This is a genomic window from Methyloversatilis sp. (genome assembly GCF_965284615.1).
Taxonomy (GTDB): domain Bacteria; phylum Pseudomonadota; class Gammaproteobacteria; order Burkholderiales; family Rhodocyclaceae; genus Methyloversatilis.
Genome location: NZ_OZ260098.1, coordinates 2,179,089 through 2,197,411 on the forward strand (window position 1 = coordinate 2,179,089; position 18,323 = coordinate 2,197,411).

Consider the following 18,323-nt stretch of genomic DNA (forward strand, 5'->3'; position numbering starts at 1 on the left):
ATGGCAAAGCCCAAAACCAGTTACGTCTGCAATGAATGCGGCGCGGTCAGCCCGAAGTGGGCCGGCCAGTGCGCCGACTGCAAGGCCTGGAATTCACTGGTCGAAACGGTGCCGGAGCAGGGCACCGGCGCGCACCGCTTCGCCTCGCTCGCCGGCACCGCGAAAGTTCAGGCGCTGGCCGACATCCGGCCGCGCGAAGAGCCGCGGCTGCCCACCGGGCTCGACGAGTTCGATCGTGTGCTGGGCGGCGGCCTGGTACCGGGCGGCGTGGTGCTGATCGGTGGTGACCCGGGCATCGGCAAGTTGACGCTGCTGCTGCAGGCGCTGGCCCAACTCGCGCCGCGCGTACCGGCGCTCTACGTGACCGGCGAGGAATCGGGTGAACAAGTGGCGCTGCGCGCGCAGCGGCTGGCGCTCGACCCGGCCGGCATGCAGCTGCTGGCCGAAATCAATCTGGAAAAGATCGGCGCCGCGCTGAACGATACGCGACCGCGCGTGGTAGTGATCGACTCGATCCAGACCGTCTATTCCGAACAGCTCACGTCGGCGCCCGGTTCGGTCGCCCAGGTGCGCGAATGCGCGGCCCAGCTCACGCGTGCGGCCAAACAGGCCGGGCACAGCCTCATCCTGGTCGGCCACGTGACCAAGGAAGGCACGCTGGCGGGGCCGCGCGTGCTCGAACACATCGTCGATACCGTGCTCTATTTCGAAGGCGAGACCGGATCGAGCTTCCGCCTGGTCCGCGCCTTCAAGAACCGCTACGGCGCGGTCAATGAACTGGGCGTGTTCGCGATGACCGAGCGCGGGCTGCGCGGCGTGTCGAATCCGTCGGCGCTGTTCCTGTCGCAGCACGCTCAGCCGGTGCCCGGTTCCTGCGTGCTGGTGACGCAGGAAGGCACGCGGCCGCTGCTGGTCGAGATACAGGCGCTGGTCGATAGCGCGCACGGCAATCCGCGCCGGCTCACCGTCGGTCTCGACAGCGCGCGCCTCGCCATGCTGCTGGCGGTGCTGCACCGGCACGCAGGCGTCACCTGCGCTGACCAAGACGTGTTCGTCAACGCCGTGGGCGGCGTCAAGATCGGCGAGCCGGCAGGCGACCTGGCGGTGCTGCTGGCCATCGTGTCTTCGCTGAAGAACCGGCCACTGCCAGCCAAGCTGATCGCCTTCGGCGAAGTCGGTCTGGCCGGCGAAATCCGGCCCGCGCCGCGCGGTCAGGAACGTCTGCGCGAGGCAGCCAAGCTCGGCTTCACGCATGCGCTCATTCCGCGCGCCAATGCACCGAAGCAGGCGATCGAGGGGCTGACTGTAATACCCGTGGAACGGCTGGAAGAGGCATTCGCGCGGCTGCGCGAGCTGGATTAGCGTGGTTTGTGGAAGCGCTCTGCTGAGCGCGACGGATGCCTGAAACGAAGCCGGCGGTCTGCGTCAGCCGCATCGCGGCCAAGGCCGCTCCCACAGGGAGGGCGCCAGACTCGCAGCCGGAGCCTTGGCCGAGGTTCTGTGGGAGGGGTCTTCTGACCCCGACAGCGGCGATGGCCGGGCCAAAGCCTCGCCTAAAATTGGCACGCGTGATCAGCTACGGAGGAAGGCACTCCCGGCGAATCCGCGGTCTCTCCCTGCGCACAAGCGGTCAGTGCGCCGCCATGGTGGCCTGCAGCAGCGGAGTCGGCGCCTGCAGTTCTCGCCTCAGTTCGACACCACATTCATCGACCCAGGCATACACGCTGTCGATGGCGCGGGTCGCTTCGGCGAACCAGGCCTGGGCGGTGATACCGCCTGTCTCGCCCAGCAGATTGCGGCGCAAGGTCGTCATCATGCCGCCCACAGTGCGTCCGGCCTCGATTGCGGCGCGGCTGCCGTCGGCCGCAGCCAGTGCCTGCCGGACCAGCGCATCGATGCGTGCGGCGAGGAACATCAGGCGAACGCGCGCCACCGGCGCGCACTGACCGCGCGACGCGACGCCGGTGCCGATGGCGCGGGCCTGACCGAGGTATTCGGCCAGCGCCGGCAGACTCGCGACGTGATTGCGTACGCGGCCCGCATCGACGCGACCGGCCGCGCCCAGTTCGACCCGACTTTCACCCAGCGCGTCCAGCCACTCCAGCGCGCGCGACACCAGTTGGCCATGGCGGCTCAGGCTCTGTTCGGGCAGCAGCCCGCCATTGCCTAAGAGGTCAATCAGCTCGCGCCACTGGAAGCGGAACACCATCAGTTCGTTGTGGGTCAGGCAGGCGCGCGGCATCGCCTCTTCGGCGCTTACGGTGCCGTCGAGTGCCGCGATGCAGCGATCGATCTCCTGCTGCCGTTGCCGCATCGGCGAGGCGAAGCTGGCATCACCGGCCAGCCATGCGACGCTCATGCCGCGGTGCTGTTGCAGCGTGCGCACCAGCTGCAACAGCAGCGCACAGTCGTCGAGCGCGCGCAGCGCAGTATGCGCAGTCAGCGAGGCCGTTCTGCGGCGGTGCCAGGACAGCAGCGCCAAAGCCACGATCAGCGCGGTGGAAATGAAGAGCGCGTTCAGCATGTCGGCTCGAAGCGGTAGGTTTTGAGCGTATCGCCGAGCTGTCCGGCCATCTGTTCGAGATAGCCCGACAGTTCCTGGTTGTCATGCACCAGGTGCTCGTTCCGTTCGGCAAGGTCGGCGACCTGTTCGACGTCGCGCGCCAACGCCTCGGCGGCGCGGCTCTGTTCGATGCTGGCCTGGGCGATCTCGGTCACCGCGTGCAGCGTGGTGTCGATCTGGGCGGCGATGTGCTGCAGGCCGGCGAGCACCGTGGCCGTGTCGGCCGCGCCCTGCGCGACTTCGTCGCCAGCGGTGCGCAATGCCTGGCTGACGGCCGATACTTCACCCTGCAGACGTTCGATCAGCGCCTGAACTTCGTCGGTGGCCTGCCGGGTCAGGCCGGCCAGCTTGCCCACTTCGTCGGCCACCACGGCGAAGCCGCGCCCGGTCTCACCGGCGCGCGCTGCCTCGATCGCAGCATTGAGTGCCAGCAGATTGGTCTTTTCGGCGATCGAGGCGATGGTGCCGACGATGCCGCCGATATCGATCGAGCAGGCGTCGAGCCGGGTCATGCGCTCACCGGCCGTCTGCATGTCGGCGGCGATGTCATCCATGCGATGGCCCAGCTGTCTGCCGGTACGCATCCCGTCGCCGGCGGCCTCGTGTGCGGCACGCGCCATTGCGGCGGCGTCGCCCGCCTGTTCGGAACTGAGGGCGAGACTGGTCAACAGCTGTTCAAGCGTGGCAGCCGACCCGACGGTGACTTCGCGCTGCGAGCGCACACCGCTGTCACCGGCCTGGGCGTTGGCGCTGCTCTCGCGCGCCGAGTGCTCCAGCTCGCGTACCGCGCGCGACAGTCGATTCATCAGCCGGACGAACGAGCGCGCCATGCTGTTCATGCTTTCCAGCAGCGCCGGGGCGTCGATGCTGCCGGGCTGCAGGCGGGCCGTCAAATCACCGCTTTCGAGCGCCATGGCGAAGCGGGTCAGGGCCTGTTGGGCGCGCACCTCGCGTCGGCGTTGCAGTCCGAGGCAGAACACACTTGCAACCAGCGCTGGCAGCGCAGCGGTCGCCGCCCAGCCTGACAGGCTGGCGAGCCAGCCGGCGGCAAAGGCGAGCACGATGGCAAAAGCGCCATGCAGCGAAGTCAACAGCGGGAGACGCAGACGGACGGAGACGGAGGCCTGCGCGGTCGGGTCTGGAAGCGTGAGCGTATTCATGATCGCGCTCATGCAAGAGCCAGGCCACCCGTCGCCTTCCGCATTCCTGCGCGGGAAAGGCCGCGTCCACCGCTGCACGACGCACACCGTCGGTGCGCGCGCACCGATGCCGAGCGCATCGTCGGCCGTGGTTGCCGCGACCGACTTGTTACGGCGCCTCCCTCCGGGAGTGCTCGCTCAGTGCGCGCCTTCTTCCGCCGTGAGCTTGCGGCGCATGCGCCGCAGGCCGAGCGCGACAAGACCGGCGATGACCGGAATCGAGATCGCGGTGATCGCCTCCGGGCTCAGCGGCAACAGATGCTTCACGCCCTTGGCCAGGTACTGCACCAGTTGCGAGGCGTAATAGGTGATAGCGACGATAGACAGCCCTTCGACTGTTTCCTGCAGACGCAACTGCAGACGCGCGCGCCGGTTCATCTGCGCCAGCAGTTCCTGGTTCTGCCGCTGCAGTTCGATGTTGACCCGGGTACGCAGCAGTTGCGAATTGCGCGCGACGCGACCGGACAGATCGTCCTGGCGCCGGGCAATCGCCTCACAGGTGGAGATCGCCGGCGCAAGCCGGCGGTCCATGAACTCGCCTATGGTGGGGAAGCCTTCGATGCGCTGTTCGCGCAGTTCGGCGATGCGGCTCCGTACCAGCCGGTAGTAGGCCTGGGCAGCGCCGAAGCGGAAGGTGGTGCGCGCGACCGAGTGCTCGACTTCTGCCGCGAGGCGCGTCAGGTGCGACAGCACGCTGCGTTCGTCCTCGGCGCTGGACGCGCTGCCCATGCCGTCCATCAGATTGGCCAGTTCGCCCTCGGCGCGACCAAGCAGGCGACCGACATCCTTGGCCACCGGAAAGGCGAGCAGGGCGATGATGCGGTAGGTCTCGATCTCCAGCAGTCGCTGCACGGTACGCCCGGCCTGACGCGGCGTCAGCCGCTCGTCGAGCACGGTGTAGCGCGACCAGCCGTCGGTCAGCATGAAGTCGGTGAATACCCAGGCGGCGCCATCCGACACCTGTGCGCCGACCGCCTGCCGCCCGCTGGCGATCAGCCTGTCCATCACGCTGCGTGGCGGCAACTCGCTGGTGGAGCGCAGTTCGATATGGGTGGCCACCATCAGCGAACCCGGCAGGCCGTCGAACCAGTGCGCGGGCACCGAAGCCAGGGCGCCGCGGCCGCAGTCCTCGCCCGCCGTCGGCGTGCGGAAAAAGGCGTAGCTGGAGAATTCGTTGTGGCGCTCCCACTTCAGCTTGAAGTCACCGAGGTCGAGCTGCAGGTGACCACCCTCGGCCAGCGGCAGCGGACGGGCGTAGGCGTCGGCCAATGCCTGCAGGTGACGAAGTTCGTCGTCCTCGCGCACGCCGTCGTGCATCAGCGCCACATAGGACACCAATTGCGGATGCGCGACCGGCACCGGCGGGCGCGCGTGCAGTTCGTTGTTCAGCTTGTAGCGCAGCGGATGCTCGGTCAGCTTGCCGCCGGTGGCGTGTTCGGGCGTCGTCATGAAGAGAGGGCGTGTGATGTCCGGTGCGCATTGTGCAGCAGAGCAGGGCGGCGCGGGCGCGTGACGCATTTCACGCAAGCGGTCGGCGCGGCGCCGTTCGGGCGACGACTTCTGCCGTTCGTCATCGTCGGGTCGAGATTGCAGCGGCGCTGATTTAACCTCAAGTCACAAATTCTCCGCATGGACGTGCAGCTCATGATTCCTGCCAGGTCAGCCCAGCACGGCTTCACCTTGATCGAACTGATGATCGTGGTGACGCTGCTCGCCATCATTTCGGCCTTCGCGCTGCCTGCGTTCCAGAGCTTCATCGCGTCGAACCGACTGACGTCGGAGGCGAACGAGCTGCTCGCCGGACTGAATCTCGCGCGCTCGGAGGCGGTGCGCACACAGCGCCGCGTCGTTCTCTGCCGTGCAACGACCTCGGCGGGAACGGTGAACACCGCGTCAGGCTGCGTCACGACGGCCGACACGCAAACATGGCAGGGCTGGTTCGTCTTTGTCGATAACGACGCCGACGGTGTGTTTGATGCGGGAGAGCCGCAGCTTCGCGAGAAGGTGATCACCGGTAATACGCTGAACCTGATCTCCGATGCACCTCTGCGCACTGCCGGTAACCGAATTGCCTTCCGGCCCGACGGTCTGGCGCGGGCACCGGGTTCGCTCGCATTGCAGGCTGCGGATATCAGTGTCTGTGACAGCAGTGGCGCGCTTGCCGTTACCGCCAATGCGCGCAACGTGACCCTGCTGTCCGGCAGCCGCATGGCAGTCACGCGAGGGGGTAATGCGAGTTGTGGTGTCACGACAGTGGTGGAAGAAGCGGAGGAGGCTCCATGAACAAACCCGTTGAACGCACGTCAGCAGGCCGGTGTGTCGCTGATCGAAGTGCTGGTTGCGCTGTTTGTGCTTGCCTTCGGCATGCTTGGCATTGCCGGCATGCAGACGATGGCGATGAAGGCGAACCAGAGCGCGTTCGAACGGAATGCTGCGGTGATATCTGCCAATTCCATCGTCGAACGCATACGCAGCAACCAGCGCTGGGAGCGTGACGGCAGCTATAACCGTGCCCTGCCCACGGGAGCCTGCACGGCGCCGGAAGGCACCGATCGCGTGTCGGTGGATATTCAGCGCTGGCTGGGCGAGCTGACGACAAATCTCGGGGATAACGCCTGCGGTGGCATCAACTGCGCTGGCAGCCCCGTTTTCTGCCGCATCTCGGTGCGCTGGGACGACAGTCGGGTGCAGGGTGGCGCAGCGGCGCAGATTTTCGAAGTGGACGTGCGCATATGAGCCGGCAGACAAACAGTCAGAGCGGCATTTCGCTGGTCGAGGTCATGGTGGCGCTGGCATTGGGGCTGATCGTGTCGGTCGGTGCATTGTCGTTGATGCTCGGCAACCGCCAGTCCTACCGTACGACCGAGGCGCTGGCGCGGGTGCAGGAGGCGACGCGCATCACCTTCGATCTGATGTCGCGCGACCTGCGCGCCGCCGGCATCAATGCCTGCAGTGGTGGCGTACGGGTGATGAACCTGCTTGCCGATCCGGCGACCGCTCGCTGGTGGACGGACTGGAACGGCGGCCTGCGTGGATTCAACGACAGCGAGGTATCGACCGCGGTTGCATTCGGCTCGGCTGCGCAGAACCGGGTCGCCAATACGGACATGATCGAACTGATGCACGCATCGACCAATGCGTTCCCGGTCAAGGTGCACAACGCCTCCGCGGCCGAGGCGGCGCTCGCCGGACTGACCGTTCCGGCCCGGTCCATCGCACTGGAGAAGCCGGGCGGCCAGGGCCACAGCTTCGTTGCAGGCGATCTGCTCGTGGTCTGGACTATGAGGACACGACCCTCTTTCAGGTGACTGGCGTGAATGGCGGTGCGAACTCCGTTGCGCATGCGTCGCGGACTGACGTCGCCGTGATTCCCGGCAATTGTGCCAACACGATGGGTTTCCGTCCGTTGTGCACGTCCACGGTCACGCGCGCCTTCCAGCCAGGGTCACAGGTAATGCGCTTAGAGCCCGTTGCCTGGTTTGTCGGCAACAACGGCCGCACCGGCAGCGAAAGCAGTCCGACCTCGCTGTACCGCATCCGCGTCGTCAACGATGGCGCGGGCAATGCGGCGCCAGTGATCGAGGAAGTGGTCGAAGGTGTGCGCGGGATGCAGCTGCGCTACATGTACGACCGCGAGGATGCATACCGCGATGCAGACACGGTGGCTGACTGGCGCCTCGTCACCGGCGTCGAGATCCAGCTCACCATCGAGTCACCGGAATCCGGCACGACCACCAGCACGACGCAGCCGCGGCTGACGCGCACGCTCACGCATGTGGTCAATCTGAGGAATCGTGTGCCATGACAGTCCATCTTCATTCCAGGGCCCGTCAGCGTGGTGCGACCCTGCTGATCGCGCTGGTCATGCTGGTCGTGATGACGCTGCTCGGGCTGGCCAGCATACGCAGCACCAGCATGCAGGAGCGCATGGGCGCCAATCTGTACGACCGCAGCCTCGCCTTCCAGGCGGTGGAGTCAGCGCTGCGCGAGGCCGAGGCGCGTATCTCGATCAACACAGCAGCCACCAACAGCGCGGGGTTCTATTGCCCACCCAATGGCGTGCCGCCAAGTTGTGCAGCCCCCGGGCCGTCGGCTACGGAATCAGCCACGGAGAGTGAAACACCCGCGGAGTCCACGACGACCTATATCGAGCGCTGGAAGGACCCGGCCACGACCTGGGCCAGCGCCACCACCTGGTGGGGAAGCGTTGACGACGACATGAAAGCGCGGCTGGGCGGAACCAACCGGCAGCCGCAATACATCATCGAATACATGGGCATGTCGGAAGACGGCACCGGCTGCGGCCAGCGCGGAGACACCAGCTGCCGCGGACCGCGCTATCGCGTCACCGCACGCATGCCGCCTATCGAAGGCCTGCCCAACGTTGTTCTTCAGACCAACTACCGGCCCTGAATTCACTCGGAGTACGCATCATGAGCGCAATCCCCTCCCGCTTCGGCTGGCGCAAACGCGCACTGAGCACGGCATTGCTGGCTGCGTTTGCGTCAACGCCTGCGATATCGCAGACCGAGATCTCGAATCTGCCGCTGGTGCTGAATGTCACCGCAGCGCCGAATGTCATGATGATTCTCGACAATTCGGGGTCGATGCTCTATGAAACGCTGCCCGACTACTTCCGCGACATCTGGGATTTCGAACTGGCGATGCGCAATACGGGCAGCACCAGCGTGTACATGCCGGACTACGACGACCTGAACATTTTCAACCTGGCGCTCAGGTCATCGTCGCTGAACCGCATCTACTACAACCCGAGCGTCACCTACCGCACCTGGACGCAGGCCGATGGCACCGGTTATGCCCAGTCGTCGCCGACGGCTGCGCCGATCCGTCCGGGCTCCACCACGACGATAGATCTGACCACGGAAAAGACACACACTTTCCGCTGGCGGACAAACACGACGGCCACGACGTTCTCCGCCAGTTCGGCGGCGGTGCCGCGCACCTTCTCCTGCCCCGACGGACCCGACGGCAACACGCAACCGGACGATACCTGCGCCCAGACCTACGCGCCCATGACCTTCTTCGTCCACAAGGGCACAGGATCGATCTACGAGCGGGCGAACTACTACCGCTATCGCATCGTCGGTGCTGCCGCCACTCGCAAGGACATGGCAGATGGCACCGAAACAGCGGTGACGAGCTTCAGCTGGGCGGGCGGCATCACGCGTACGCTGGACCAGGAGAAGCAGAATTTCGCCAACTGGTACACCTACAACCGCAGCCGTATCAATGCAGCGAAGGGCGGCGTGAGTTACGCCTTTTCGACGCTGGGGCAGAATTACCGGGTGGGCTTCCGTACCATCAACGGCACGACCGGATGGCTGGATATCCCGACCAACGGCACCTTCTCGGACACGAATCGCAGCAATTTCTTCACCAGCCTGTTCGACGCCGTGGCCGACGGCAACACGCCGCTGCGCGTATCGCTGTGGAACGCAGGCGCCTACTTCTCGACCGCCGCGCCCTGGGGGCCTAACGTCGGTGGGGCGCCGCTGAGCTGCCGTCAGAGTTTTTCCATCCTGACCACCGATGGCTATTACAACGACAACAATACGATCTACGCCACCGCTGGCAATGCCGACGGAACCAAGGGGCGGCCCTACGCCGATACGCAGTCGGTCACGCTCGCAGACATCGCGATGTACTACTACGACACCGATCTGCAGCCCGACATCGAGGACAACGTGCCGACCACTCCGGAGGATGGCAACAACCGGCAGCACATGAACACCTTCGGCGTCTCGTTCGGCCTGACCGGGTCGCTGAACACCGCAACCGATCTGGCCCGCCTGACCTCCGGCGAGATATCCTGGCCGAGCATTTCGACCGACGCCGGCAAGCTCGACGACCTGTGGCACGCGACGATCAACGGCCGCGGCCAGTTCGTTAACGCGGGTGACCCGCAGGAATTTGCCGATGGCCTGAAGGGCGCACTGGACTCCATCGTCGCGCGCACCGCATCGTCGTCCAACCTGGGCGTGTCCTCAGCCCAGCTGCGTCAGGGCAGCCGGGTGTTCCAGGCGCGATTCACCAGCGAGGTGTGGACCGGTGACATCTTTTCCTTCCTGATCGGCAGTGACGGAGAGATACCGACCGTGCCGGAGTGGCGCGCTTCGGAGAGGGTGCCGGCGCCGGCCAGCCGGAACATCTACACGCGCAATGGCAGCAGTGCGGTCCCTTTCGTGTGGGACCAGCTCAGTGACACACAGAAGGCCACGCTGGGCAACAACAGCGCCGTGCTCGACTATCTGCGCGGCGTGCGCAGCGGCGAATCGAGCGAGGGCGGTACCTTCCGCAACCGCTCGTCGCTGATCGGTGACATCGTGCACTCGTCACCGGTGTACGTGGCGGCGCCTGACGACTTCGCCTACGAACGTTTTTCCTGGCCCGGCGCCGATACCTATCAGACACACCGGACGCTGCGTTCGGACCGCACACCGATGCTCTATGTCGCAGCGAATGACGGCATGCTGCATGGCTTCGTCGCGAGTACGGGTGCGGAGCGCTTCGCCTACGTGCCTTCGTCGTCGCTGGCGCAGATGTATCAGCTGACCCGGCCCAGCTACACCCATCAGTTCATCAACGACGGCGCACTGACCGTGGCCGACGTCTATGACGCCGGCACCGCGAACGCGTGGCGCACGCTGCTGGTGGGTTCCACTGGGCGCGGCGGGCGTCAGCTCTACGCGCTCGACGTCAGCGATCCGACCATCCCGACCGACAACCCCGCCGGCCGGCGCGTCATGTGGGAATTCTCGGACGCTGATTTTGGCAAGTTCACCGGCAGGCCGGTCGTTGGCAGGATGAATAACGGCGACTGGGCGGTGCTGGTGGGCAACGGCTACAACAGCAACGAGTACAAGGGCTTCCTGTTCGTCGTCAATGCAACGACCGGTGCGCTCATAAAGAAGATCGACACCGGCGCCTGCCCGGAAACGGACGACCCGTGCGTCAGTAACGGTCTGGCGGAAGTGACGACCTGGGACGAGGACAGCGACGGCGACATCGATTACGTCTATGCCGGTGACCTGCGCGGCAATCTGTGGCGCTTCGACGTCACCTCGGACACGCCGTCCCAGTGGAAGGTGTCGTTCGGCACCGATACGTCGCCGCTGCCGCTGTTCCGCGCGCGCAACGCATCGGGCACGCCGCAGCCGATCACCTCCAAGGTCGAGGTGCTGCTCGACCCCTCTACCGGCACGCGCTGGGTGTCCTTCGGTACCGGCCAGTTCCTCGGCGACACCGATCGCTCCAGTACCGCGCTGCAGACGTGGTACGGTCTTTACGACAACTACGCGAATGCGGCTACCTCGCCGGTGAGCGGCCGCTCGGATCTGGCGCAGCGCGTAGTGCTGGTCGAAACCGAACAGACGACCACCACGGAGACCGAGAACGCCGAAGGCGAGACCCAAACAACCAGCGAAACCGTCAAGGTCAGGGTGATTTCGGCACAGGGCGACACCGTCGGTGGCGACAGGGTGATCGACGCCGACGGTACGTATATCCGCAAGGGCTGGTATCTGGATCTTGTTCCGCCCACCGGCACGGCGGCAGGCGAACGCATGATCTATGGCGTACAGGCCTTCGGCGGTGCATTGTTCGCGACCAGTGCGATTCCGGCTGACGATCCCTGCACACCGGGCGGCTCCGGCTGGCTGATGGCGATCGATCCCTACACCGGTGGCCGCCTCGACGCCGACCTGTTCGCAAACCGTACCCAGGTGACCGTCACCACCGGCGACTCGAGCACCAATTACTACGTCAGCGCCGTCAGTACCGGATCGATGCCGTCCAGCCCCATCCTTGTGCGTAACGAGGGCGGTTCGGGCAACCAGAGCGGTGGCTCGACCGGCGGCACAACGGTCGGGCGCTCGGACGCACTGGTCAATACGTCCGATCTCGGTATCCTTCGCGAGCGCCTGAACCTGCCCGACCGCTTCGGCCGGATTTCCTGGCGCGAACTGATCGCCGACTGACACGGAATACACACAGATGAACACTGCTAAAAATACTCGCCTGCAGCGCGGCTTCACGCTGGTCGAACTGATGATCGTGGTCGCCATCATCGGCATCCTCGCCGCGATCGCCTACCCGAACTACACCCAGTACGTCATCGACAGCCGGCGCGCGACGGCCGCGGCCTGCCTGTCCGAACAGGCGCAGGCGCTCGAACGCTTCTTCACCACCAATCTGACCTATGTCGGTGGTGGTACCAACCTGAACACGCGTCAGTGCGTCACCGACCTGGCGGGCTTCTACACCTTCGCGTCAGACATCGACGACGACACACCACGCGCATTCGCGATCACTGCGACGCCGCTCAACGCCCAATTGAACAACGACAGCAAGTGCGGGTGCGTGCTGACGCTGAACCAGACCGGCACCAAGGGTGCGTCCGGTTCGGCCGCGCGCTGTTCGACCGCGGCTGGTGTGTCGGCCTGCTGGAAGTGAGTGGCAGACACCGAAATTGACACGGAACGGCGTGCCGCCGGCGAGGGGACGCTCAAGCTGCAAGGTGGGCAGGCCGTATACGACTGATCGTCGCTCACCTCGTCTCACATGTCCGGCCCCCATCCACAGTCGGGTTTCACGCTGCTGGAACTGATGATCACGGTCGCCATCCTGGCCGTGATCGCTGCGTTCGCGGTGCCGTCCTTCCAGTCGCTGATCATGCTCAACCGTCTGGCCAGCGAGGCAAACGAACTGGTCGCCGCGCTCGGGCAGACGCGCACCGAAGCGATACGCGTGAACCGGCGCGTCATCCTCTGCCGCGCAGCGACCGACGGCGGCACGGTCGCCGCGGCCACCGGCTGCGTGGCCGGCGCCGGGCGCTGGGCCGGCTGGATGGTATTCGTCGATGCCGACGCCAGTGGCACCTACAACCCGAACGCGGCGAGCAACCCGGACGAGGTGCTCATCCGCACGCACGCCTTTCACGGCAACCTTCTTCAGACCGTAGCGGGCAATGCGCTTGCCGGCGCCGGTAACCGCATCGTTTTCCGGCCGGACGGTCTGGCGCGCGCGCCTGGCCAGACCTTGCTGCAGACGGCCACGCTGCGGCTGTGCGAGGCGTCGGCGACGATGCAGCAGAACGCGCGCGACGTCAGGCTGGGCGGTGGCAGCCGTGTCAGCGTGGCGCGCGCGACCTCGGCCGCCTGCGCGGCGCCGGAGGATGTCTGATGCGCGCGCAGTCCGGGCAGTACGGCATATCGCTGATCGAGGTGCTGGTCGCCATATTCGTGCTGGCCATCGGCATGCTGGGCATGGCCGCGCTGCAGATGGCCTCGCTGCGTTCCAATCAGAGCTCCTACGAGCGCAGTGCGGCCGTCATGGCCGCCTATACGATGATCGACCGCCTGCGCGCCGACGTTACCGCGGCGCGCGCCGGCAGCTACAACCTCGCCCTCGACGACGACTGTGCGTCGCCGGGCGGATCGACCTTTCCGGAGACCCAACTCGCGGCCTGGCTGGCCGATCTGCAGACCAGCATGGGTCCGTCCGCTTGTGGCGGCGTGACCTGCAGCGCGGGGGCGACCGCCAGCTGTGTCATCAGCGTGCGCTGGGACGACAGCCGGGTGCAGGGCGGCCTGAGCAACCAGACCTTCAGCATCGAGGCGCGGCTGTGATCAGGCGCCGGCAGGGTGGCAGCACGCTGATCGAGCTGATGATCGCGCTCACGCTCGGACTGTTCATCATCGGCGCCGCGATCGCGCTGATGCTGAGCAACCGGCAGACCTACGACACGACCGAAGGTCTGTCGCGCATCCAGGAATCGACGCGCACCGCATTCGAACTGCTGGCCCGTGACATCCGCGAAGCCGGGCTCAATTCCTGCGGCGGCGCGCTGCAGTTCGTCAATGTGCTGACCAATCCGTCGTCGCTGTGGTGGACGCAATGGAACGGCGGCATACGCGGCTACGGCGGCAGCGACGCCTTCGCCGGCGCGGCCTTCGGTTCGAGCGTCGGTCAGCGCGTGGCCGGTACCGCGGCGCTGCACATCATGCGCAGCGGCAGCCAGCCGCAGACGGTGGCCAACCACGATACCGGCAGCCAGTTGCTGACGCTCAGTCCGCGCAACAGCGCGCTGTCGGCCGGCGATCTGGCCATTGTCTGCAATTTCAGCCAGGCCAGCCTTTTCCAGGTGTCTGCGGCCGACGCGAGCACGGTGTCGCACGGCATCGGCGGCTCGCCGGGCAATTGCTCGCGCGGTCTCGGCTTCGCCAATCCGCCCGATTGCAGCCAGACCGGCCAGACCTACCGCTTCGAGGCGAACGCCGTGGTGATGCGGCTGGAGTCCCTGGCCTGGTACGTGGGAAACACCGGCCGCACGTCAACGACATCGCGCTCGCTCTATCGCGTGGCGCCGCAGAACGAGGCCGGCACGCTGTCGCTGGTGACCGAGGAGGTGCTCGATGGCGTGATCGACCTGCAGCTCGATTACCTGATCGAAGGCGGCAGCGCCTACGTCGCCGCATCGGCGGTGACCGACTGGAACGCGGTGACCGGTGTGCGCATGCGTCTGACGATAGAGGAACCGGATCGCCCCGCAGCAGTGACGGACCGCGTGCGCCGGACGATGACGCACGTCGTCACGCTCAGGAACCGGATGTCATGAGCGCCCGTCAGCCACATGCGCAGCGTGGCGTCACCCTGGTGGTGGCGCTGATGCTGCTGATCGCCATCACGCTGCTCGGTCTGGCCAGCATGCGCGGCACCGGCATGCAAGAGCGCATGAGTGCCAATCTGTACGACCGCGCGATCGCCTTCCAGGCCGCCGAATCGGCGCTGCGCGAAGCGGAGGCGCTGCTCGCCACAGGCACGGCCGGGCCGTTCGACGGCACGGTCAGCGGCCTCTACCCGAAGCCGTCGCCGGGCGCCGAGGATTTCGCCAATCGCTGGGAGGCGGCCGCGACGGTCTGGGCCAGCGCCTCGGTGTGGTGGGAGGGGGCCGACGCCGACACGCGCGCCAAGGCGGCAGGGGCGCCGCAATACATCATCGAGGATCTCGGTATCTGGCCGTCCACGCCCGACTGCGATACGGTCACCACCATCGCCGCCGACTGCCTGAAACCGCGCTACCGCATCACGGCGCGCAGCGCACCGGTGTCCGGCCGACCTTCGGTGTTGCTGCAGACCACTTACCGGCCATGACCATGCACCCGCTTCCCGCCCTCTACCGCTTCCTCGCTGCGCTGCTGCTGACCTGCCTTGCAGGGCAGCCTTTGCGCGCGGCGGTCGATATCGCTGACGCACCGATCATGGTGGGCAGCGCGGTCGCGCCCAACCTGATGTTCCTGCTCGACGACTCCGGCTCGATGCAGTGGGAAGTCATGCCGGACGAGAACCTCTATTCGGCCTACTACCTGTTTCCAATCCCGTTCGGGCTGTACGGCGGCAACACCTATACCTCGCAGGTGCCTACCTTCCAGGACAACAACATCCACAACTTCTTCAGCCGGTCACCGGACAACAACGCGGTGTTCTACAACCCGCAGACAACCTACAAGCCCTGGATACGTCACACTGGCGTCAGCTTCGGCGACGTGTCCCCGACGGCGGCACCTTACAACCCGTCCGACACCTCTCGCGGCACGCTCAATCTCACTGCGTCGCAGACGCAATCGGCGTACTGGTTCACCAACACGTCGAACACCAACCAGAATTCCGCGAGCTACGCCTGCGGTCCGCCGTGCAACCAGACCTTCCAGCCGATCACCTTCTTCATCTATCGGGGCAGCGGCTCGCGGGTCAGTGCGGCCAATTACACCAAGTACCAGATCCGCGGCACGCGGGCCTACAAGCGCGACCCGGTCACCGCAGCAGAGGTCGAGATCACCAGCTTCAGCTGGCCCAATGGCGTCACCCGCACGGTTGCGCAGGAAACACAGAACTTCGCCAACTGGTTCAGCTACTACCGCAGTCGCATCCTCGCGGCGCGTGCCGGCGCGTCGATCGCCTTTGGCCAGCTCGGTACCAATTACCGGGTGGGTTTCCGCACCATCAACGGCGACGGGCAACTGCTGATACCGACCAGCGGAACGTTCAGCGGCAGCAATCGCGAAACCTGGTTCCAGCGTTTGCTCGAAACCGACATCGGCACCAGCGGCACACCGCTGCGCACGGCACTGAACTGGGCCGGCAACTACTTCGAGAACAAGACAGGAACCGACGACCCGTGGAAGGACGCGGCCTACACCAATCCGCTGGCCTGCCGGCAGTCCTTCACCATTCTGACCACCGACGGCTATTGGGGCGACACGTTTTCGCTACCGGCGGGCAGCCAGAATGCGGACGGCAGCGAGCCGCTGCCCTACCGTGACACGCACAGCAACACGCTGGCGGACGTCGCGATGCACTATTACAAGCGCGATCTGCGTACCGGCATCGCCAACAATGTTCCGACCAGCAGCCGCGACCCGGCGAACTGGCAGCACATGGTCACCTTCGGCCTGTCGCTGGGCACCAGTGGCACGCTGAACCCGGCCACCGATCTGCCGGCGCTCACCGCCGGCACCAAGACCTGGCCGAATCCGACGCTGAGCTCACCCGCCAAGCTGGACGACCTCTGGCACGCCAGCCTGAACGGCCGCGGTGGCTTCGTGAATGCGTCCAATCCGACGCAGTTCATCGACGGACTGTCGGCCATGCTGACCGACATCGGCGAGCGGGTAGCCTCCAGCGGCACGGTGGCGGCAACCAGTACGTCGGTCACGTCGAACACGTTGCTGTTCCAGGCCCGTTTCGTCGGCGGCGACTGGACGGGCGACCTGTGGGCAACGCGCATCCTGACCGACGGCACGCTGGCGAGCACCCCGAGCTGGAAGGCGTCCGAGCACCTGCCGACGCCGGCCAGTCGGTCCATCTACACCTGGTCGGGCACCGCCGGCATTCCGTTCCAGTGGGCCAACCTGACGGCGGCGCAGCGCACCACGCTCGGCTCGTCGGCCGTCCTCGACTACCTGCGTGGCGTGACCTCCGGCGAGGCGCGCAACGGCGGCAGTTACCGCAACCGTTCATCAGTGCTGGGCGACATCGTGAATTCGGCGCCGCTCTATGTCGGCGCAGTGACCGATCTGCGACTCGACCGCTTCGGCTGGACCGGCGCCAGCACCTACCAGGACCACCGCGCGGCGGTCGCATCGCGACGCGAAATGGTCTATGTCGCGGCCAACGACGGCATGCTGCACGCCTTCGACGCGCGCACCGGTGACGAGCGCTTCGCCTTCGTGCCCAGCGGCGCGCTGGCGACGATGAAGACGCTGGCGAACACCGATTACGCGCACAAATTCATCAACGATGGCTCGGCCGTCGTCGCCGAGGTGTATTTCGGTGGCGCCTGGCGCACGGTGCTGGTCGGCACGCAGGGGCGCGGCGGCAAGAGCGTGTACGCGCTCGACATCACCAATCCGGACGGCTTCGCCGCGAACAAGGTGCTGTGGGAATTTACGCACACCAGCCTCGGCCAGACCACCGGCACGCCGGTCATCACCCGGCTCAATGACGGCAACTGGGCGGTCGTCGTCGGCAATGGCTACAACAGCACCAATGCGCGCGCCGAGCTGTTCGTGCTGAACATTTCGAACGGCGCGCTGCTTGCGCGCATCGACACGCTGCGCGGCTCCACCGGTACGCCGAACGGCCTGGCCGCGGTGGAGGGCGTCAACGTCGATCGCGACGGCGACACCGATTTCGTCTATGGCGGCGACCTGCTCGGCAATCTGTGGAAGTTCGACCTGAGCAATGCTGCGCCGGCGCAGTGGCGCGTGGCCTACGGCACCACGGCCGCACCCGATCCGCTGTTCACGGCGCGCAGCGCGAGCAATGCGGTGCAGCCGATCACCGGCGGCGTGAGCGTCGGTTTCAATCCGGCCGACCGCAAGCTGTGGGTGTTCTTCGGCACCGGCCGCTATCTGTGAACAGGCGACCTGTCCACCACGGCAACGCAGACCTGGTACGGGCTGAACGACACCGGCAGCACCATCGCCAGCCGCAGCAATCTGGCGCAACGCGTCATTCTGGAGGAGGGCGCGACGGGGCAGGGCGACCGCTATCGCGTCATTTCCAAGCCGGGCGACACGACGGGCGGCAGCACGATGACCAACAAGCGCGGCTGGTACATCGACCTGACCTCGCCGACCGCCGGTGCCGAAGGAGAACGCATGGTTTTCGCACCGGTGCTGGGCGCCAGCACGCTGTTCGCGAGCACCCTCATCCCGAGTGACGATCCCTGCGAGCCGGGCGGCCGCGGCTGGGTACTGGGTGTGAATCCATTCACTGGCGGCCGCCAGGACTTCGATGTGTTCGACTTCAACCGCGATGGCGGCGTCGATGCCGGCGACCAGGTCAATCTGGCCAATGGCGACGGGACTAACCGCAAGGTGGTCGGCAGCGGTTACAGCACGGACAGCCTGCCGGGCAGTCCGCTGCAACTGGGCAAGCAGCAGGTCGTGGGTGGATCTGACGGCAATGCGCAGACACGCCGCGTGTCGGACGGGCTGCGATCGGGACGCGTGTCGTGGAAAGAGATACTGAGGGACTGA

Annotated in this window: 17 protein-coding genes; 14 read left to right on the top strand and 3 right to left on the bottom strand. The window is 66.0% G+C overall.

From position 1 onward, the window contains the following. Complete coding sequence (radA, locus tag ACQ66H_RS10420) at positions 1-1,362, top strand: DNA repair protein RadA (protein ID WP_430433960.1); 1,362 nt, start codon at positions 1-3, stop codon at positions 1,360-1,362. 268 nt (positions 1,363-1,630) lie between these two features. Here radA and ACQ66H_RS10425 read toward each other — a convergent pair whose 3' ends face one another. The 3 genes from ACQ66H_RS10425 to ACQ66H_RS10435 form a co-directional block, all read right to left on the bottom strand. Further along, the gene (locus ACQ66H_RS10425) at positions 1,631-2,524 is read right to left on the bottom strand and encodes a nitrate- and nitrite sensing domain-containing protein (RefSeq protein WP_430433961.1); all 894 of its coding nucleotides are present in this window, start codon (positions 2,522-2,524) and stop codon (positions 1,631-1,633) included. Then, a complete protein-coding gene (locus tag ACQ66H_RS10430) occupies positions 2,518-3,723 on the bottom strand; it encodes a methyl-accepting chemotaxis protein (RefSeq protein WP_430433962.1) in 1,206 nt (401 codons plus the stop codon). The genes ACQ66H_RS10425 and ACQ66H_RS10430 overlap by 7 nt, the downstream gene beginning before the upstream one ends. A gap of 177 nt (positions 3,724-3,900) precedes the next feature. Continuing rightward, positions 3,901-5,211 (bottom strand): DUF3422 family protein, encoded by a 1,311-nt coding sequence (locus ACQ66H_RS10435; protein ID WP_430433963.1) that lies wholly within the window; start codon positions 5,209-5,211, stop codon positions 3,901-3,903. Between the two features lie 180 nt (positions 5,212-5,391). Between ACQ66H_RS10435 and ACQ66H_RS10440 the strand changes: the two genes are divergently transcribed. The 13 genes from ACQ66H_RS10440 to ACQ66H_RS10500 all read left to right on the top strand — a co-directional run bounded on the left by ACQ66H_RS10440 (position 5,392) and on the right by ACQ66H_RS10500 (position 18,323). Further along, positions 5,392-6,045 (top strand): GspH/FimT family pseudopilin, encoded by a 654-nt coding sequence (locus ACQ66H_RS10440; RefSeq protein ID WP_430433964.1) that lies wholly within the window; start codon positions 5,392-5,394, stop codon positions 6,043-6,045. A gap of 9 nt (positions 6,046-6,054) precedes the next feature. Then, on the top strand, positions 6,055-6,498 hold the full coding sequence (gene pilV, locus ACQ66H_RS10445; RefSeq protein ID WP_430433965.1) for a type IV pilus modification protein PilV: 444 nt from the start codon (positions 6,055-6,057) through the stop codon (positions 6,496-6,498). Further along, positions 6,495-7,070: a PilW family protein gene (locus ACQ66H_RS10450; RefSeq protein ID WP_430433966.1), complete on the top strand. Its 576-nt coding sequence runs from the start codon at positions 6,495-6,497 to the stop codon at positions 7,068-7,070. Before pilV (ACQ66H_RS10445) ends, ACQ66H_RS10450 begins: the two co-directional genes overlap by 4 nt. Positions 7,071-7,216: 146 nt before the next feature. Then, the gene (locus ACQ66H_RS10455) at positions 7,217-7,567 is read left to right on the top strand and encodes a PilW family protein (RefSeq protein ID WP_430433967.1); all 351 of its coding nucleotides are present in this window, start codon (positions 7,217-7,219) and stop codon (positions 7,565-7,567) included. Further along, complete coding sequence (locus ACQ66H_RS10460; RefSeq protein ID WP_430433968.1) at positions 7,564-8,175, top strand: pilus assembly PilX family protein; 612 nt, start codon at positions 7,564-7,566, stop codon at positions 8,173-8,175. Before ACQ66H_RS10455 ends, ACQ66H_RS10460 begins: the two co-directional genes overlap by 4 nt. Positions 8,176-8,195: 20 nt before the next feature. After that, positions 8,196-11,759, top strand: a complete 3,564-nt coding sequence (locus ACQ66H_RS10465; protein WP_430433969.1) for a pilus assembly protein — start codon at positions 8,196-8,198, stop codon at positions 11,757-11,759. 16 nt (positions 11,760-11,775) lie between these two features. Beyond that, complete coding sequence (locus tag ACQ66H_RS10470; RefSeq protein ID WP_430433970.1) at positions 11,776-12,234, top strand: type IV pilin protein; 459 nt, start codon at positions 11,776-11,778, stop codon at positions 12,232-12,234. A gap of 108 nt (positions 12,235-12,342) precedes the next feature. Continuing rightward, positions 12,343-12,963, top strand: a complete 621-nt coding sequence (locus ACQ66H_RS10475; protein ID WP_430433971.1) for a GspH/FimT family pseudopilin — start codon at positions 12,343-12,345, stop codon at positions 12,961-12,963. Further along, on the top strand, positions 12,963-13,409 hold the full coding sequence (gene pilV, locus ACQ66H_RS10480; RefSeq protein ID WP_430433972.1) for a type IV pilus modification protein PilV: 447 nt from the start codon (positions 12,963-12,965) through the stop codon (positions 13,407-13,409). The genes ACQ66H_RS10475 and pilV (ACQ66H_RS10480) overlap by 1 nt, the downstream gene beginning before the upstream one ends. After that, the gene (locus ACQ66H_RS10485) at positions 13,406-14,398 is read left to right on the top strand and encodes a prepilin-type N-terminal cleavage/methylation domain-containing protein (RefSeq protein WP_430433973.1); all 993 of its coding nucleotides are present in this window, start codon (positions 13,406-13,408) and stop codon (positions 14,396-14,398) included. Before pilV (ACQ66H_RS10480) ends, ACQ66H_RS10485 begins: the two co-directional genes overlap by 4 nt. Further along, entirely contained in the window at positions 14,395-14,934 is a 540-nt protein-coding gene (locus tag ACQ66H_RS10490) for a pilus assembly PilX family protein (protein ID WP_430433974.1), read from the top strand. The genes ACQ66H_RS10485 and ACQ66H_RS10490 overlap by 4 nt, the downstream gene beginning before the upstream one ends. Before the next feature lie 2 nt (positions 14,935-14,936). After that, the gene (locus tag ACQ66H_RS10495; protein ID WP_430433975.1) at positions 14,937-17,699 is read left to right on the top strand and encodes a pilus assembly protein; all 2,763 of its coding nucleotides are present in this window, start codon (positions 14,937-14,939) and stop codon (positions 17,697-17,699) included. A gap of 177 nt (positions 17,700-17,876) precedes the next feature. Then, positions 17,877-18,323 carry a hypothetical protein gene (locus ACQ66H_RS10500; RefSeq protein WP_430433976.1) on the top strand — a complete coding sequence of 149 codons (447 nt, stop codon included), beginning with the start codon at positions 17,877-17,879 and terminating at the stop codon, positions 18,321-18,323.

Coding starts and splice junctions, on each gene's coding strand:
- ACQ66H_RS10435 (WP_430433963.1), bottom strand. CDS start 5,211: ATGACGACGCCCGAACACGCCACCGGCGGCAAGCTGACCGAGCATCCG.
- ACQ66H_RS10500 (WP_430433976.1), top strand. CDS start 17,877: ATGACCAACAAGCGCGGCTGGTACATCGACCTGACCTCGCCGACCGCC.
- ACQ66H_RS10450 (WP_430433966.1), top strand. CDS start 6,495: ATGAGCCGGCAGACAAACAGTCAGAGCGGCATTTCGCTGGTCGAGGTC.
- ACQ66H_RS10490 (WP_430433974.1), top strand. CDS start 14,395: ATGAGCGCCCGTCAGCCACATGCGCAGCGTGGCGTCACCCTGGTGGTG.
- ACQ66H_RS10465 (WP_430433969.1), top strand. CDS start 8,196: ATGAGCGCAATCCCCTCCCGCTTCGGCTGGCGCAAACGCGCACTGAGC.
- pilV (WP_430433972.1), top strand. CDS start 12,963: ATGCGCGCGCAGTCCGGGCAGTACGGCATATCGCTGATCGAGGTGCTG.
- ACQ66H_RS10440 (WP_430433964.1), top strand. CDS start 5,392: ATGGACGTGCAGCTCATGATTCCTGCCAGGTCAGCCCAGCACGGCTTC.
- ACQ66H_RS10495 (WP_430433975.1), top strand. CDS start 14,937: ATGCACCCGCTTCCCGCCCTCTACCGCTTCCTCGCTGCGCTGCTGCTG.
- ACQ66H_RS10475 (WP_430433971.1), top strand. CDS start 12,343: ATGTCCGGCCCCCATCCACAGTCGGGTTTCACGCTGCTGGAACTGATG.
- ACQ66H_RS10425 (WP_430433961.1), bottom strand. CDS start 2,524: ATGCTGAACGCGCTCTTCATTTCCACCGCGCTGATCGTGGCTTTGGCG.
- ACQ66H_RS10460 (WP_430433968.1), top strand. CDS start 7,564: ATGACAGTCCATCTTCATTCCAGGGCCCGTCAGCGTGGTGCGACCCTG.
- ACQ66H_RS10430 (WP_430433962.1), bottom strand. CDS start 3,723: ATGAATACGCTCACGCTTCCAGACCCGACCGCGCAGGCCTCCGTCTCC.
- ACQ66H_RS10455 (WP_430433967.1), top strand. CDS start 7,217: ATGCGCTTAGAGCCCGTTGCCTGGTTTGTCGGCAACAACGGCCGCACC.
- ACQ66H_RS10470 (WP_430433970.1), top strand. CDS start 11,776: ATGAACACTGCTAAAAATACTCGCCTGCAGCGCGGCTTCACGCTGGTC.
- radA (WP_430433960.1), top strand. CDS start 1: ATGGCAAAGCCCAAAACCAGTTACGTCTGCAATGAATGCGGCGCGGTC.